12 protein-coding genes are annotated in these 14,974 nt (G+C 62.2%); 7 read left to right on the top strand and 5 right to left on the bottom strand.

The features are described 5' to 3' along the window. Positions 1-74: 74 nt before the first annotated feature. From rsmA to NUV89_RS21355, 4 genes are read right to left on the bottom strand one after another with little or no spacing between them, the layout of a single operon-like run. Positions 75-887 (bottom strand): 16S rRNA (adenine(1518)-N(6)/adenine(1519)-N(6))-dimethyltransferase RsmA, encoded by an 813-nt coding sequence (rsmA, locus tag NUV89_RS21370; protein WP_257782863.1) that lies wholly within the window; start codon positions 885-887, stop codon positions 75-77. Further along, positions 884-1,873 (bottom strand): 4-hydroxythreonine-4-phosphate dehydrogenase PdxA, encoded by a 990-nt coding sequence (gene pdxA, locus NUV89_RS21365; protein ID WP_257782862.1) that lies wholly within the window; start codon positions 1,871-1,873, stop codon positions 884-886. Before pdxA ends, rsmA begins: the two co-directional genes overlap by 4 nt. Then, positions 1,870-3,210: a peptidylprolyl isomerase gene (locus NUV89_RS21360; RefSeq protein WP_257782861.1), complete on the bottom strand. Its 1,341-nt coding sequence runs from the start codon at positions 3,208-3,210 to the stop codon at positions 1,870-1,872. The genes pdxA and NUV89_RS21360 overlap by 4 nt, the downstream gene beginning before the upstream one ends. Further along, positions 3,185-6,019, bottom strand: a complete 2,835-nt coding sequence (locus tag NUV89_RS21355) for an LPS-assembly protein LptD (RefSeq protein WP_257782860.1) — start codon at positions 6,017-6,019, stop codon at positions 3,185-3,187. The genes NUV89_RS21360 and NUV89_RS21355 overlap by 26 nt, the downstream gene beginning before the upstream one ends. A gap of 130 nt (positions 6,020-6,149) precedes the next feature. On the opposite strand from NUV89_RS21355, the gene NUV89_RS21350 reads away from it, so the two are divergent. The 3 genes from NUV89_RS21350 to NUV89_RS21340 are packed head-to-tail and all read left to right on the top strand — an operon-like array spanning position 6,150 to position 8,615. Continuing rightward, a complete protein-coding gene (locus NUV89_RS21350; RefSeq protein WP_257782859.1) occupies positions 6,150-7,175 on the top strand; it encodes an aminoglycoside phosphotransferase family protein in 1,026 nt (341 codons plus the stop codon). Then, the gene (gene murU / locus NUV89_RS21345) at positions 7,172-7,846 is read left to right on the top strand and encodes an N-acetylmuramate alpha-1-phosphate uridylyltransferase MurU (protein ID WP_257782858.1); all 675 of its coding nucleotides are present in this window, start codon (positions 7,172-7,174) and stop codon (positions 7,844-7,846) included. The genes NUV89_RS21350 and murU overlap by 4 nt, the downstream gene beginning before the upstream one ends. Position 7,847: 1 nt before the next feature. Then, positions 7,848-8,615, top strand: coding sequence for a TerB family tellurite resistance protein (locus tag NUV89_RS21340; protein WP_257782857.1), 768 nt, complete (start codon positions 7,848-7,850; stop codon positions 8,613-8,615). A gap of 148 nt (positions 8,616-8,763) precedes the next feature. Here NUV89_RS21340 and NUV89_RS21335 read toward each other — a convergent pair whose 3' ends face one another. After that, positions 8,764-9,738 (bottom strand): alpha/beta hydrolase family protein, encoded by a 975-nt coding sequence (locus NUV89_RS21335; protein ID WP_257782856.1) that lies wholly within the window; start codon positions 9,736-9,738, stop codon positions 8,764-8,766. A 77-nt stretch (positions 9,739-9,815) separates the two neighbouring features. Between NUV89_RS21335 and NUV89_RS21330 the strand changes: the two genes are divergently transcribed. The 4 genes from NUV89_RS21330 to NUV89_RS21315 all read left to right on the top strand — a co-directional run bounded on the left by NUV89_RS21330 (position 9,816) and on the right by NUV89_RS21315 (position 14,881). Beyond that, positions 9,816-11,810 carry a sensor histidine kinase gene (locus NUV89_RS21330; RefSeq protein WP_257782855.1) on the top strand — a complete coding sequence of 665 codons (1,995 nt, stop codon included), beginning with the start codon at positions 9,816-9,818 and terminating at the stop codon, positions 11,808-11,810. 18 nt (positions 11,811-11,828) lie between these two features. Continuing rightward, positions 11,829-12,458 carry a response regulator transcription factor gene (locus NUV89_RS21325; RefSeq protein ID WP_025857051.1) on the top strand — a complete coding sequence of 210 codons (630 nt, stop codon included), beginning with the start codon at positions 11,829-11,831 and terminating at the stop codon, positions 12,456-12,458. Positions 12,459-12,683: 225 nt separating this feature from the next. Continuing rightward, positions 12,684-13,796, top strand: a complete 1,113-nt coding sequence (locus tag NUV89_RS21320) for an ABC transporter ATP-binding protein (protein WP_017739609.1) — start codon at positions 12,684-12,686, stop codon at positions 13,794-13,796. Between the two features lie 44 nt (positions 13,797-13,840). Then, positions 13,841-14,881 carry an ABC transporter substrate-binding protein gene (locus NUV89_RS21315; protein ID WP_207045039.1) on the top strand — a complete coding sequence of 347 codons (1,041 nt, stop codon included), beginning with the start codon at positions 13,841-13,843 and terminating at the stop codon, positions 14,879-14,881. The last annotated feature ends 93 nt before the right edge of the window (positions 14,882-14,974 follow it).

Below are 14,974 nucleotides of genomic sequence, written 5' to 3'. Positions count from 1 at the left end.
TCAGTGCCAGGTTCATTGGCTGACACACCGCCTTCGCGAGCAAGCCCGCTCCCACATTTGATCTGCGTTGAGCCTTATTCCGTCGTCGGCGCTGGCTGGATAGCCAACTGGTCGGCCAGGCGTACGAACGCCGCCAGGTCCAGTTGCTCTGGGCGCAAACTGCCATCGACGCCGGCGGCTTCGATTTCAGCGTTGCTCAGCAAAGCCTTGAGCGTGTTGCGCAGGGTCTTGCGACGCTGGTTGAAGGCTTCGCGCACTACGCGCTCCAGCAGCTTGTGGTCCTTGGCCGGGTGCGGCAGCACGGCGTGCGGCACCAGGCGCACGATGGCCGAATCGACCTTCGGCGGCGGGTTGAATGCCCCCGGGCCCACATTGAACAGGTGTTCGACGCGGCAGTGGTACTGAACCATGATCGACAGGCGACCCCAATCACCACCGCCAGGGCCTGCCGCCAAACGCTCAACCACTTCTTTTTGCAGCATGAAGTGCATGTCGCGGATGATCCCGGCGTTGTTCAGCAGGTGGAAAATCAGCGGCGTGGAGATGTTGTACGGCAGGTTGCCCACGACCCGCAGGCTGTTGGGCGCGGCGTTCAGGCTGTTGAAGTCGAACTTCAGCGCATCGCCCTGGTGCAGGTTGAAGTTCGATTTTCCGGCGAACTGCTGGTTGAGGATCGGGATCAGGTCCTTGTCCAGTTCCACCACGTCCAGTTGCCCGCCGCTGGCCAGCAGGCCTTGGGTCAGCGCGCCCTGGCCGGGGCCGATTTCCAGCAGGCGGTCTTCGGGCTTGGCATGGATGGAACGCAGGATGCGGTCGATCACGCCCGCGTCGTGCAGGAAGTTTTGCCCGAAGCGCTTGCGCGCCCGGTGTTGGTAATGCTCGGTCATATACGGGTCTCGGCCATCTGATAGGCGGTTTCCAGGGCCACGTGCAGGCTGCCGGTATCGATCTTGCCGCTGCCGGCCAGGTCCAGGGCAGTGCCATGGTCGACGGAGGTGCGGATGATCGGCAGGCCCAGTGTCACGTTGACTGCGGCGCCAAAGCCTTTGTATTTCAGCACAGGCAGCCCCTGGTCATGGTACATCGCCAGCACTGCGTCGCAGTGCTCCAGATATTTGGGGGTAAACAGAGTGTCCGCAGGCAATGGGCCGCGCAGGTCCATGCCTTCTTGGCGCAGACGCTCCAGGGTGGGTTCGATAATGTCGATTTCTTCATGGCCCAGGTGGCCGCCTTCACCGGCGTGGGGGTTGAGCCCACAGACCAGGATGCGCGGTTGGGCAATGCCGAATTTCTGTTGCAGGTCGGCGTGCAGGATGCGCGTAACGCGTTCCACGCGCTCGACGGTAATGGCGTCGGCAATCTCACGCAGCGGCAGGTGCGTGGTCACCAGGGCGACGCGCAGGCCACGGGTGGCCAGCATCATGACGACTTGTTCGGTGTGGGTCAGCTCGGCGAGGAATTCGGTATGCCCGGAAAAGGCGATGCCCGATTCATTGATAACGCCTTTGTGCACCGGGGCGGTAATCATGCCGGCGAAGTCGCCGTCGATACAGCCTTGCCCGGCGCGGGTCAGTGTTTCCAGGACGAACGCGGCATTGGCGGTGTCCAGCTGTCCGGCCACCACCTTGGCTTGCAGTGGGGTGTCCCACACATACAGGCTGCCGGCGGGGGCGGGCAGGTCGGGCCAGTTGCCGGGCGACACCTCCAGCAAACTGACAGCCACACCCAGTTGCGCGGCCCGCTCAAGGAGCAGGTCGCGGCTGGTAATGGCAATCAGGGGGTGTGGCTGGGGGTGCGAGGCGAGCAGCAGGCACAGGTCTGGACCAATGCCGGCCGGCTCGCCGGGTGTTACCGCGAAACGCTGGGGTTTCACTGGGCTGCCTGGTCGGTGCCTGTTTGCTCGGCGCCTGGCAGCTTGTTTTCTACGTAGGCTTCGTCACGGATCTGACGCAACCAGGTTTGCAGCTCTTCGTCGTACTTGCGGTTACGCAGTACGGACAGGGCTTGTTGCTCGCGGGCCTGGCTGGTGTTGTCGGTGGCGCGACGGCCAAGGACTTCCAGCACGTGCCAGCCGTATTGGGTCTTGAACGGCTTGGACAACACGCCTTGCGGGGTCTTGGCCATGACGTCCTGGAACTCCGGCACCAGGGCTTTCGGGTCGATCCAGTTCAGGTCGCCGCCGTTGAGGGCAGAACCCGGGTCTTCCGAGAAGCTCTTGGCCAGGGTGGCGAAGTCTTCACCGCTTTCGATGCGGTCATAGATCTTCTGGGCCAGTTCCTTGGTTTGCGCTTCGGAGCGGATTTCGCTTGGTTTGACCAGGATGTGACGAACATGCACTTCGTCTTTCAGCGAGGTCTCGCCGCCGCGTTTTTCCAGCAACTTCAGGATGATGAAACCACCTGGGGTGCGGGCTGGTTGGGTGATGCCGCCGACTTCCATGGCGCTCAGCTCACGGTCGAACGGAGGTGGCAACTGAGCGGCTTTACGCCAGCCCATGTCGCCGCCTTCCAGGGCGTTGTCGCTGGCGGATTGGGCAATGGCCATCTGCGCAAAGTCAGCGCCGGCCTTGAGGCGATCATAGATAGCCTGGGTCTTGGCCGCTGCAGCGTTGAGCTGTTCGGAGTTGGCGCTGTCCGGGGTAGGGATCAGGATGTTGGCCAGGTGCAGTTCTTCGGAAAGCTGCATCTTGCCCAGGTCCGAGGCCAGGAAGTTCTTCACTTCCTGTTCCGACACCTGAACCCGCTCCGCCACACGACGCTGACGCACACGGCTGATGATCATCTCGCGACGGATCTGGTCGCGGGCATCCTCATAGGACAAGCCGTCGCGAGCCAGGGCAGCGCGGAACTGGTCAATGCTCATGTTGTTGCGTTGAGCGATGGTGCCAACGGCCTGGTTCAGTTCTTCGTCCGAGATACGGATGCCCGAACGCTCGCCGATCTGCAGTTGCAGGTTCTCGACGATCAGGCGCTCCAGCACCTGTTGGTCCAGCACGCTGGTCGGTGGCACGCCACCGCCACGCTTGGCGATGGTTTGCTGAACTTCCTTGACGCGTTGGTCCAGCTGGCTCTGCATGATCACGTCGTTATCGACGATGGCCACCACTTTATCCAGCTGTTGAACCGCAGCGTGTGCCGATGCGGTACCCAGGAACAGCGCGCCCAGTACGAGCGGGCGCAGACAATCAGAAAGCTTGGTCTTCACGTTCACGATAACCTTCAATGCCTTTGTCGAGGAAGCTCTCTACCTTGGCGCCGGTCAGGCCGCCGAGTCCTTTGAGGACGATCTGCAGGAAGAGCCCGTGGTCACCCTTTTCGTTAAGCGGGGCGATCTGGCTGTATTCGTCGTTGGAAACCCAGTAACGGTTGATGACGCGCAGTTTCCAGCAGCAGTTGTCGTACTCGAAACCACCGAAGGCTTCCAGGGTGCGGTTGCGGGCATAGTCATACTGCCAGCGGGTGATCAGGTTCCACTGCGGAACGATCGGCCACATCATCGAGAAGTCGTGTTGCTGGATTTTGTAGTAATCCTTCACGTAGTTGTCGGCGCCTGGCGTGCCGTAGTCACCACCGAACTGCCATTTGCCGGTCAGCTGGTTGTAGACCACCTGGTCGTTGCGATAGCGGTAACCGAGGTTGACGACCTTGTTCGGGTTGTCTTCCGGCTGGTAGTGGAACATCGCGCTGCCGGAGCGAGGACTGTGATTCTCGGTGTCCCAGTTGTAGTCGGCGGTGGCGCGCCAGTCGCGGTTGAAGCGGAACTCGTAGTCCAGGGCGATTGGCGACACGTCCGACTGTGCGTCGGCACGGTCAGCGGCCAGTACGCCCGGCAGTTGCACTTCACGATCCTTGAAGTACACCGCCTGACCCACGGAGACACGCTGACGTTCAAAGCCGTTCTCTTCGATCCAGCGGCTGGTCACGCCCAGGGACAGCTTGTTCTCGTCGCCGATCCGGTCGGAGCCGCTGAAGCGGTTGTCGCGGAACAGCGAGGAGTAGTTGAACGAGTACTCGCTGGTGTCGAATACCGGGATATCGCTCTGGTCCTTGTTCGGAACGTAGAGGTAGAAAGCGCGCGGCTCGAGGGTCTGGCGATAGTCCTTGCCGAACCAGTTGGTGTTGCGGTCGAAGAACAGGCCGCTGTCGACACTGGCGATTGGAACGGCGCGGTCTTGGGAGCTTTTGAATGTGCCGCCAGCGTACGGGTTGGCCGCCGTTGCATTTGCCTGCGCGGTAATGATGTCGTTCTTGCCTTTGCTGTCCAAGTCCAAGTCGTACTTGGTGTAGACGTACTTGAGCTTCGGCGTGACAAAACCGTAAGTCCAGTTCATCGGATATTCGACCGCCGGCGCTACGTTCAGGCGAGTGCCGTTTGCACGGGTCAGGCCGTTGACGTACTCATCCAGGCGCTTCTCACCGCGAGAACCATCTGCATTGAGTGGTCCGCCATCTTCGTTGAGGACATTACCGCTCCTTAGATCACGTTCAAACCTTACAGCTTCCGTGTTATAGGTGAAGTTCAGCCCGCCCGGATGGTATGGCAGTGCCCCATTAAAAGTTATCTGCGGCAACCGGTCATAAGGAGTGATCTGAGAGATTGTCGCCAGTTGGTAAGACTGAACATTCAGGCGAGCCTGATACGAGTCGCCCCGATAGCTCACGGCACCTTGTTGATTTAGGAAATCGCGACTTTCAATGCCTTCCTGATACGCCTTCAGGTCCTGGAAGTAGAACGGATCGCTGATCTTGGTGTAATCAACCAGAGACGTCAGACGGGAATCCAGCCCACCCTTATGCTGCCAATTGAGCATATAGCGAGTTTTTTCGTAATCAGTCTGCTTCTTACGCTCGTCGCTGTCGTCGTTCAGGTACGCACCGCCGAACTGACCTTCGCTGGACTTGGTGAGGTAGCGGAATTCGCCTTCCATCAACAGGCCGCGCTTGGTCATGTACTGCGGATACAACGTGGCATCGTAGTTCGGTGCCAGGTTGAAGTAGTACGGCGTAACCAGGGTGAAGCCGGTTTCGCTGCCGGTGCTGAAGCTTGGCGGCAGGAAGCCGGATTGACGACGGTCATCGATCGGGAAATAGATGTAAGGGGTGTACAGGATCGGGATGTTCTTGATCCGCAACGTCGCGTTGGTCGCCGTACCGAAACCGGTGGCCGGGTTCAACGTGATGTTGTTGCCCTTGAGCTGCCAGGCGTTGCTGTCTGGCTCGCAGGTGGTGTACGTACCGTCCTTGAGACGGATGATCGCGTTTTCGGCACGCTTGGCGTACAGCGCACTGCCGCGGATACGCGACTTGTGCATCACGTATTCGGCGTTGTCGATCTGCGCCGCGCCGGTGTCCAGCTGGACTTCGGCGTGGTCACCCACGATCAGGGCACCGTTGTCGCGCAGACGAACTTTGCCGTTCAGCTCGCCACGGTTCTCTGCCTGATAGAGGCTGGCCTCTTCGGACTCCAGCTGCATGCTGCCTTGGCGCATGACGACGTCACCGGCCAGGGTTGCGACTTGGGATTCCTGCTCGTAACGAGAGGCCTTGGCACCGATGAAGGTCGGCGCATCGCTCTTGTTCGTCTTGTCATTCATGCCAGGACGGGTCGGTTCGATGTACGCACCGCCGCAGTACGGGCCGGTCTCGGCCAGTTGGGCGGCGGTCAGCTTCTCGCGGGGTACCCAGTCCAGGTGGCTGTAGTCGGCGCTGCGCGAGCGCAGGCCACGGCCCTTGGCTTCGGTGACCAGCGCGGTCTGCGGCACGGCCTCGGCACTGCCACCGGCAGCGGCTTGCGCCGTGTCGCCGGCCGCGCTGACGGCAGCGCCGTCATGCACCGGGCGCGGTGGCAATGGGGCAGCGGCGGTCTTTGGCGCGCAAGCCCAGGCACCCGAAGCGGAGACGGAACAGTCATACTGCTCCGCAGCGACCACGAATGAGGTGGCGAAAGGTTGCATGGCCAGCAGACTGCCGGTTACCAGCAACGGAAATTTTCTACGAAACGCGGGGGATTTCAATGCCATCTTATTAGTCCGGGCTTCCTGCGTGCCATCTGCCCGCGGTGTGGGCCGCACGACTCTCGATGGTCTGAAAAAGATGCGTGATAATAAAGCATGACCCGCTTGACGGCTAGGGCCGTCGGAGACCCTTGTAATGCCCGACCAAGATCTACGTTTACAACAGCTGGAAGTCTGGCTGGATGAGCAACTGCCGATCCTTTTCAACGCTCAAGGCTGGGGTGCCGTACCCCCGGCCACATTGACCGCAGCCAGCAGCGACGCGAGTTTCAGGCGTTATTTCCGCTGGGAAGGCGGCGCCCGCACGTTCGTCGTGATGGACGCGCCACCCCCCCAGGAAAACTGCAAACCCTTCGTCGATATCGCTCATTTGCTGGCGAAGTCGGGAATAATTGTGCCAAAAATTTATGCAGAAGATTTGCCGCGCGGCTTTCTTTTGCTCAATGACCTGGGCACAAAAACCTATCTGGACGTGATTGACGCGCAAAACGCCGATCAATTGTTCGCCGAGGCCATCGACGCCTTGCTGGCTTTCCAGCAGTTGCCGATGGACGCGCCGTTGCCCAGCTATGACGTCGCCTTGCTGCGCCGCGAGCTGGAACTGTTTCCCGAGTGGTACGTGCGCCGTCACCTGGGGATCGAACTGGATGCCCGCCAGCAAGCCCTCTGGCAACGTGCCAGCGACCTGTTGATCGACAGCGCCCTGGCCCAGCCGAAAGTGCTGGTGCACCGCGACTACATGCCGCGCAACCTGATGATAAGCACGCCGAACCCCGGTGTGCTGGATTTCCAGGATGCGGTCTATGGCCCGGTGACCTACGACATCACCTGCCTGTTCAAGGACGCGTTCCTCAGCTGGCCCCAAGCCCGTGTGCGCGAATGGCAGCGCGGCTATTGGGAACGCGCGATGCAAGCCGGCATTCCGGTGCAAGCCGAGTTCGACGACTTCCTGCGCGCCAGCGACCTGATGGGCGTGCAGCGTCACCTCAAGGTCATCGGCATCTTCGCGCGTATCTGCCATCGCGACGGCAAGCCACGCTACCTGGCCGACGTGCCGCGCTTCTTCGCCTATATAGAAGCCGTACTGGCCGAGCGCCCTGAGCTGCGTGAACTGGCCGAACTGTTGGCGAGCCTGCGTCAACCCGTCGAGGCCAGCGTATGAAGGCCATGATCCTGGCCGCGGGCAAAGGCGAGCGGATGCGTCCGCTCACCCTGCACACGCCCAAGCCATTGGTGCAGGCCGGCGGCAAGCGGTTGATCGAGTATCACCTGGAGGCGCTGGCCAAGGCCGGTTTCACCGAGATCGTGATCAACCACGCCTGGCTCGGCCAGCAGATCGAAAGCTACCTGAGCGACGGTTCGCAGTTCGGCCTGCGCATCCAGTACTCGCCGGAGGGCGAGCCGCTGGAGACGGGCGGCGGGATTTTCCAGGCCTTGCCGCTGTTGGGGGATGAACCCTTCCTGGTGGTCAATGGCGATATCTGGACCGATTACGACTTCACCCAGCTCAAGCAACCGCTGCAGGGCCTGGCCCATCTGGTGATGGTCGACAACCCGGCGCATCACCCCTCGGGCGGTGATTTCTACCTGGATCAGGGTTTGCTTCATGATGCTGCACCCGGTGCCGATAACCTGACCTTCAGTGGCATTTCGGTGCTCGACCCGCAGTTGTTCGCGGGTTGCACTGCCGGTGCCTTCAAGCTGGCGCCGCTTTTGCGGGCGGCAATGGCCAAGGGTTTGGTAACGGGGGAACACATGGCGGGACGCTGGATTGATGTTGGCACGCTGGAGCGCCTGGCGCAGGTCGAAACCCTGCTGGCAGCGGAGCAGTAAGATGCTGTGGCCAGGGACGCTGATCGGCGCCGGGGCTGGCTTTGCCATTGCCAGCATTCCGGGGGCCTTGTTGGGTGCGCTGTTGGGGCAGGCGCTGGATCGCCGCCTGCAACTGCACAACTGGGCGCAGCTGCGCGAACGCCTCGGCGGGCGCCCGGCGTTGCGCAACGACGAGCTGTTGTTTGTGCTGCTGGGCCGCCTGGCAAAAAGCAACGGCCGCATCGTCGACGGGCATATCCAGCAGGCGCGGCAAGAAATGCGCGCGCTGGACATGAGCGAGCCGGCCCAGCGCCGTGCGATCGCCGCGTTCAACCGTGGCAAGTCCGGATCAGACCGCGTGCGCAGTTACTTGCGCGTGCTCAAGCGCCAGCCCCATGCGGCGGAAGGAGTGCTGCGTGCGTGCTGGCGCATGGTGTGGGCCGACGGCAAGGCGGATGACGCCGAGCGCGACCTGATCGAGCTGTGGGGCAAGTGGCTGGGCTGGACGCCGCAACAGCTCCAGGCGTTGGCTGCTGACTACAAGCCGGAGCGCAAGCCGCTGGTGAGTCGGGGCATGTCTTATCAGGACGCATTGCGCCTGCTTGCCGTGACGGCCAGCACTGAACCCGCAGTTATCAAGCGCGCCTATCGCCGCCTGCTGAGCCGCCACCACCCGGACAAGATAGCCGGCAGTGGCGCCAGCGCCGCGCAAGTGCACGAAGCGACCGAGCGCACCCGCGAACTGCACAATGCCTACACGTTGATTCGCGAGCGCCGGGATTTTCGCTAGCTGTCACAGTTTTGATTTGATAACCCATTTCACTGTGGGAGCTGGCTTGCCTGCGATAGCGGTTGACCAGCTTGCTCATCTGGCACTGACACACCGCTATTGCAGGCAAGCCAGCTCCCACATTTTTGATTGGGTTATCACTGTCGGATCAGTCGGCAGTCGCCTGCGGACTCAACCACCCGCGAATCCGCCGATACAGCTGCTCCTGCTCCGCCGAGCTGTTACCCGGCACGGTCTTCAGCGACACCTGCTTGTAGCCGTCATTCTTCGACCGTTTGGCCGCCTGGACACGTTCCAGCGCCGCTTTGCGCTCCTGGGCCGTGTCTTGATAGAACACATCCGCCGTCGGCACCTTCAATGTCGGCGCCAGTTGCTGCAAGCCCGGCTGGCGATCGACCGGCGACTTGCCCGCGACCATCACCAGTTTCTGCACCTGTGCCGGTTGTTTCTCTTCCAGGTAACGCGCGGCCCACCACGCGCCGGTGCCATGGCCGAGCAGCACCACGCTGCGCGCGCCTTGGGTCTGGGCGAAGGCGACGGCGGCGTCGATGCGCTCGAAGATGCGTTTGGCATCGGTCTTGTCTTGCTCATCTGCACCCGGCACCACGGCCGGGTCGGTGCCTTCGGCTTCGGCGCTGGCGGCTTGCTCGATGGGCTTGGCGGCGGTGCTGCCGTCTTTGCTGCTGGTATCGACCGCCGCTTTGGGCGCTTCGATCAGGCGTGGCGGCAGGGTGTCGAGGTTCACGTCCGGCAACGACAGGCTGAGGGTGCCCCAGTGGGCGTCGGGCAATTTGCGCCGCAGTGGGGCGATTGCTTGCGGCCAGTCAGCACTTTCCCCGGCGCCCGGTACGATAATCACCACACCTTCGGGCTCGGCGCTGTTGGCCGGTTTCCACAGGGCCAGGAAGGTGTCGCTGCCGCCCTGCAATTGTTGCTGTTCTTCCCGTGGCACCTGGCGTTCCAGGGCCGCGGCGTCTTCCTGGCCGCGTTCGGCCAAGGGCTGGCGGGCAGCGGCTGTTTCTGCGGGTGGCGCGGGCGTGTCGGCGGCCTGCACAGAAAAGCCGCTGGTAAAGAGTAACGACAGGCACAATGCTGGCACTGCTGAACGGTTTCGAGATGGCATCGTTGATTTCCGGCCAGAAGAGATTCCAGCAGCCTAATGGGTTGGTCTGTATTTGTCAGTGATGTGAGACGTGGATCATGGGTTTTCGCTGTCTGCTGGTTATCGGCTGTTTGTGGTTTCCCTTGATCGCGGGAGCCAGCTCTGCGCCTGCGGTGCCGCCCGCGCAACTGGACGCGGGGCAGCGGCAGTGGCTGGCCGCGCACCCGGAGTTACGGGTGGGCCTGGTCTTGCAGGCGCCCTATGCGCAATACGATCGGCGCTTGCAGCGCTTGTCGGGGGCCAATGTCGAGTTGATGCAGTGGCTGGCCAAGGCACTGAACATCGAGCTGAGCTGGCGCAACTTTCCCACCCAGGAACAATTGGAAGACGCGGTGCGCGACGGTGAGGTCGACATCGCCCCCGGCTTGCAACAAACCCCGGCCGGTTTGCGCCTGTGGTTGTTCAGCGACCCGTACATGCGCGTGCCCCAGCATATCGTCGGCATCCGTGACGGTGGCGGTGCTGTCGAGCTGGAAAAGCTCGACGAACTCTCGCGCATCGCCGTGCGCATGCCCAGTGCCGTTGCCGATTACCTGCGCAGCACGTATCCCAAGCTGAACCTGCAAGGCGTGCCCATGGAACGCCAGGCCTTGCAGTTGCTGGTCAGCCAGCAGGCGCGCTACGCCGTGGTGGACGAGGCGCAACTGAGCCGGTTGTCGGGTGAAGCCGAATTCGCCGGGCTGGCCGTGGTGGGCGACATCGGCCTGCCGCAATTGCTGCGCGTAGCCACACGCCGGGAATGGCCGGAGCTGGCCGGCATCATGCAAAGCGCGTTGCGCGCGATCCCGGCCCGTGATCTGGACCAACTGCACAACCGCTGGCTGCAACCCAAATACCCACGTTTGTCCGAGTCGCCGGGGCTGTGGCAAAACCTTAGCCTGTTGCTCGCCCTGTTGCTGCTGGCCAGCCTGGCGGCGGTGTTCTGGCAGCGCCGCCAGTTGCACGGCCTGGAACACAGTTTGCTCGGCGCGCGGGAAGAAAGCGCCGCGCGGGCAGCGGGCGCCGAGGCGTTGCGGCTGACGCAGTTTTCCATCGACCAAAGCACCGTCGGCATCCTCTGGGTCAATTGGGACAGCCACGTGCGCTACGCCAACCGCGCGGCCGAAAGCATGCTCGGCTACGCCCCCGGTGCGTTGCTCGAACGGCCGCTGGCGGACCTTGATCCGGCCCTAGACATGGACCGCTGGCTCAACCTGTGGAAGCGCGCCCGTGCCAGCGAAGACGGCCCGCAGAACTTCGCCACCGATTGCCGGCGCGCCGATGGCAGTATCTTGCCCGCCGATGTGTCGTTGAGCTTTTTGCGCTTTGCCGACGGCGAATACCTGGTGGTCTACCTCAACGACGTGACCGAGCGCCGCCGCTACGTCGCCGCCTTGCTGCAAAGCGAGGCGCAATTGCGCGAACTGTCCGCCCACCTGGAAACCGTGCGCGAAGAAGAAAAGGCGCGCATCGCCCGCGAAGTCCACGACGAACTGGGGCAGATGCTCACCGTGCTCAAGCTGGAGACGTCGATGTGCGAACTGGCCTACGCGCAGTTGGACCCTGGCCTGCACGAGCGCTTGAACAGCATGAAGCGCCTGATCGCTCAACTGTTCCAGCTGGTGCGCGATGTAGCGACGGCCTTGCGCCCGCCGATTCTCGACGCCGGCATTGCCTCCGCCATCGAATGGCAGGCACGACGCTTCGAAGCCCGCACACAAATCCCCTGCCTGGTGCAGGTCCCGGATAACCTGCCGGCCTTGAGTGATGCCAAGGCCATCGGCCTGTTCCGCATCCTGCAGGAGGCGCTGACCAATGTGATGCGCCACGCCCAGGCGCATACTGTCGAACTGACCCTGGCGGTGGAAGGCGCACACTTGCGGCTGACCATCAGCGACGATGGCGTCGGGTTCATCCAGGCCCAGGGTCGCCCGGTATCGTTTGGCCTGGTCGGCATGCGCGAGCGGGTGCTGATTATGGGCGGGCAGTTGCGCCTGGACAGCGAGTTGGGGGAGGGCACCACCCTGAGTGTCACGGTGCCGTTGGATGCATAACGCTAAGAGGAAGTGCCTGTGATTCGCGTACTGGTAGCCGAAGACCACACCATCGTCCGAGAAGGCATCAAGCAATTGATCGGCCTGGCCAAAGACCTGCTGGTAGTGGGGGAGGCGAGCAATGGTGAACAGTTGCTGGAGACCTTGCGCCATGTGCCGTGCGAGGTGGTGTTGCTGGATATTTCGATGCCCGGCGTCAACGGCCTGGAAGCGATTGCGCGGATTCGTGCGTTGAACAATCCGCCGGCGATCCTGGTGTTGTCCATGCATGACGAAGCGCAAATGGCTGCACGTGCGCTGAAGGTCGGCGCTGCGGGTTATGCGACCAAGGACAGCGATCCAGCGCTGCTGCTCACGGCGATTCGCAAGGTCGCGGCGGGCGGGCGTTATATCGACCCGGACCTGGCGGACCGCATGGTGTTTGAAGTCGGCCTGACGGATGCGCGGCCGTTGCACTCATTGCTCTCGGAGCGCGAGTTCTCGGTGTTCGAGCGTCTGGCCCAGGGCGCCAACGTCAATGACATCGCCCAGCAGCTGGCGCTGAGCAGCAAGACCATCAGTACCCACAAGGCGCGCCTGATGCAAAAGCTCAATATCACCTCCCTGGCCGAACTGGTGAAGTACGCCATGGAGCACAAGCTTCTCTAGGCACATACCCAAAAACGACACCGCCACAACACCGCCGAACCCATTCTTGCCGCTTGCAGCCAACCGCGTGCGGCCACACTGTCCCATCCCCGCCATCCGTGTAGGGCGATCCCTACCCCCGGCCTTCCATCCGGCTGATGCAATTCTCTCCCGGCCCCCGATTTCCGGGGCCTCGCGCCTGGACTACGCTTGTGCCACAGCAGTCCAAAACACAAAGGTGCGGGTATGAGCGAGGTGGATTCAAATGAGGTCCTGGTCAGCTTTCGTGGCGTGCAGAAGAGCTACGACGGCGAGAACCTGATCGTCAAAGACCTCAACCTGGAGATTCGCAAGGGCGAGTTCCTCACCTTGCTCGGACCTTCCGGTTCGGGCAAGACCACCAGCCTGATGATGCTCGCCGGCTTTGAAACGCCGACCGCCGGCGAAATCCAGCTGGCCGGGCGTTCCATCAACAACGTGCCGCCGCACAAGCGCGACATTGGCATGGTGTTCCAGAACTACGCGCTGTTCCCGCACATGACCGTCGCCGAGAACCTGGCGTTCCCGCTGTCGGTGCGCGGCTTGAGCAAGACCGATATCAGCGAGCGGGTCAAACGCGTGCTGAGCATGGTCCAGCTCGATGCCTTCGCCCAGCGCTACCCGGCGCAATTGTCCGGTGGCCAGCAACAGCGCGTGGCCCTGGCCCGGGCGCTGGTGTTCGAACCGCAGTTGGTGCTGATGGACGAACCCCTCGGCGCCCTCGATAAGCAACTGCGCGAACATATGCAGATGGAGATCAAGCACCTGCACCAACGCCTCGGCGTGACGGTGGTGTACGTGACCCATGACCAGGGCGAAGCGCTGACCATGTCTGACCGCGTGGCGGTGTTCCACCAAGGCGAGATCCAGCAGATCGCCGCGCCGCGCACCCTGTACGAAGAACCGAAGAACACCTTTGTCGCCAACTTCATCGGCGAGAACAACCGCCTCAATGGGCGCCTGCACAGCCACACCGGCGAGCGTTGCGTGGTGGAGCTGGCGCGCGGCGAGAAGGTTGAGGCGCTGGCGGTCAACGTCGGCCAGATCGGCGGCCCGGTGACCCTGTCGGTACGCCCCGAGCGCGTGAGCCTCAATGGCTCCAGCGAAAGCTGCGTCAACCGCTTCTCCGGCCGCGTGGCCGAATTCATCTACCTGGGCGACCACGTGCGTGTGCGCCTGGAAGTCTGCGGCAAGAGCGATTTTTTTGTGAAACAACCGATTGCCGAGCTGGACCCGGCCCTGGCGGTCGGCGACGTGGTTCCGATTGGCTGGCAAGTCGAGCACGTTCGCGCACTCGACCCACTTCTAGAGGCGAATTGATCGCCCCCATGGCTTCACCAACCCTGCACGTGGAGAGAACAACAATGTTGAAATCCTTGAAGTATTCGGCGCTGGCGATCGGTTTGCTGGGCGCCACACACGCCATGGCCGGCCCGGACCTGACGGTCGTGTCCTTTGGTGGCGCGAACAAGGCGGCACAGGTCAAGGCGTTCTATGCGCCGTGGGAAAGCGCGGGCTACGGCAAGATCGTCGCTGGCGAGTACAACGGTGAAATGGCCAAGGTCAAGGCCATGGTCGACACCAAGAGCGTGTCCTGGGACCTGGTGGAAGTGGAATCGCCAGAACTGTCCCGTGGCTGTGACGAAGACATGTTCGAGCCCCTGGACCCGAAACTGTTCGGCAACACCGCCGATTACGTGAAGGGTGCGATTCAGCCGTGCGGCGTGGGTTTCTTCGTGTGGTCCACGGTGTTGGCCTACAACGCCGACAAGCTGGCCTCGGCACCCACCAGCTGGGCCGATTTCTGGGACGTGAAGAAATTCCCGGGCAAGCGCGGCCTGCGTAAAGGCGCCAAGTACACCCTGGAATTCGCCCTGATGGCCGACGGCGTTGCGCCGAAGGACGTCTACAAAGTGCTGGCCGGCAAAGATGGCCAGGACCGTGCGTTCAAGAAACTCGACGAACTCAAACCGTCGATCCAGTGGTGGGAAGCCGGCGCACAGCCGCCGCAGTACCTCGCCTCGGGTGACGTGGTCATGAGCTCGGCGTACAACGGCCGCATTGCCGCCGTGCAGAAAGAAAGCAACCTGAAGGTGGTGTGGAACGGCGGTATCTACGACTTCGACGCATGGGCCATTCCTAAAGGCCTGGCAAAAGACCGTGCAGAAGCGGCGAAGAAGTTCATCGCCTTCTCCGTGCAACCGCAGCAGCAGAAGACCTACTCGGAAAACATCGCCTACGGCCCGGCCAACACCCAAGCCGTACCGTTGCTGGCCAAGGACATCCTCAAGGACATGCCGACCACCCCGGAAAACATCGCCAACCAGGTGCAGATCGACGTGAGCTTCTGGGCGGATAACGGCGAGCAGTTGGAGCAGCGCTTTAACTCCTGGGCTGCCAAGTAAGCAGCATCGCCACTAAACCCATGTGAATGGGGTTTGTGTGGGAGCGGGCTTGCTCGCGAATACGGTGTGCCAGTTGACACATGCATCGACTGA

The sequence above is a fragment of the Pseudomonas sp. 18.1.10 genome, from assembly GCF_024655625.1.
In the GTDB taxonomy this organism is placed as follows: domain Bacteria; phylum Pseudomonadota; class Gammaproteobacteria; order Pseudomonadales; family Pseudomonadaceae; genus Aquipseudomonas.
The sequence above is the reverse complement of the archived record's forward strand: the minus strand, read 5'-3'. Positions and strand labels throughout refer to the sequence as shown.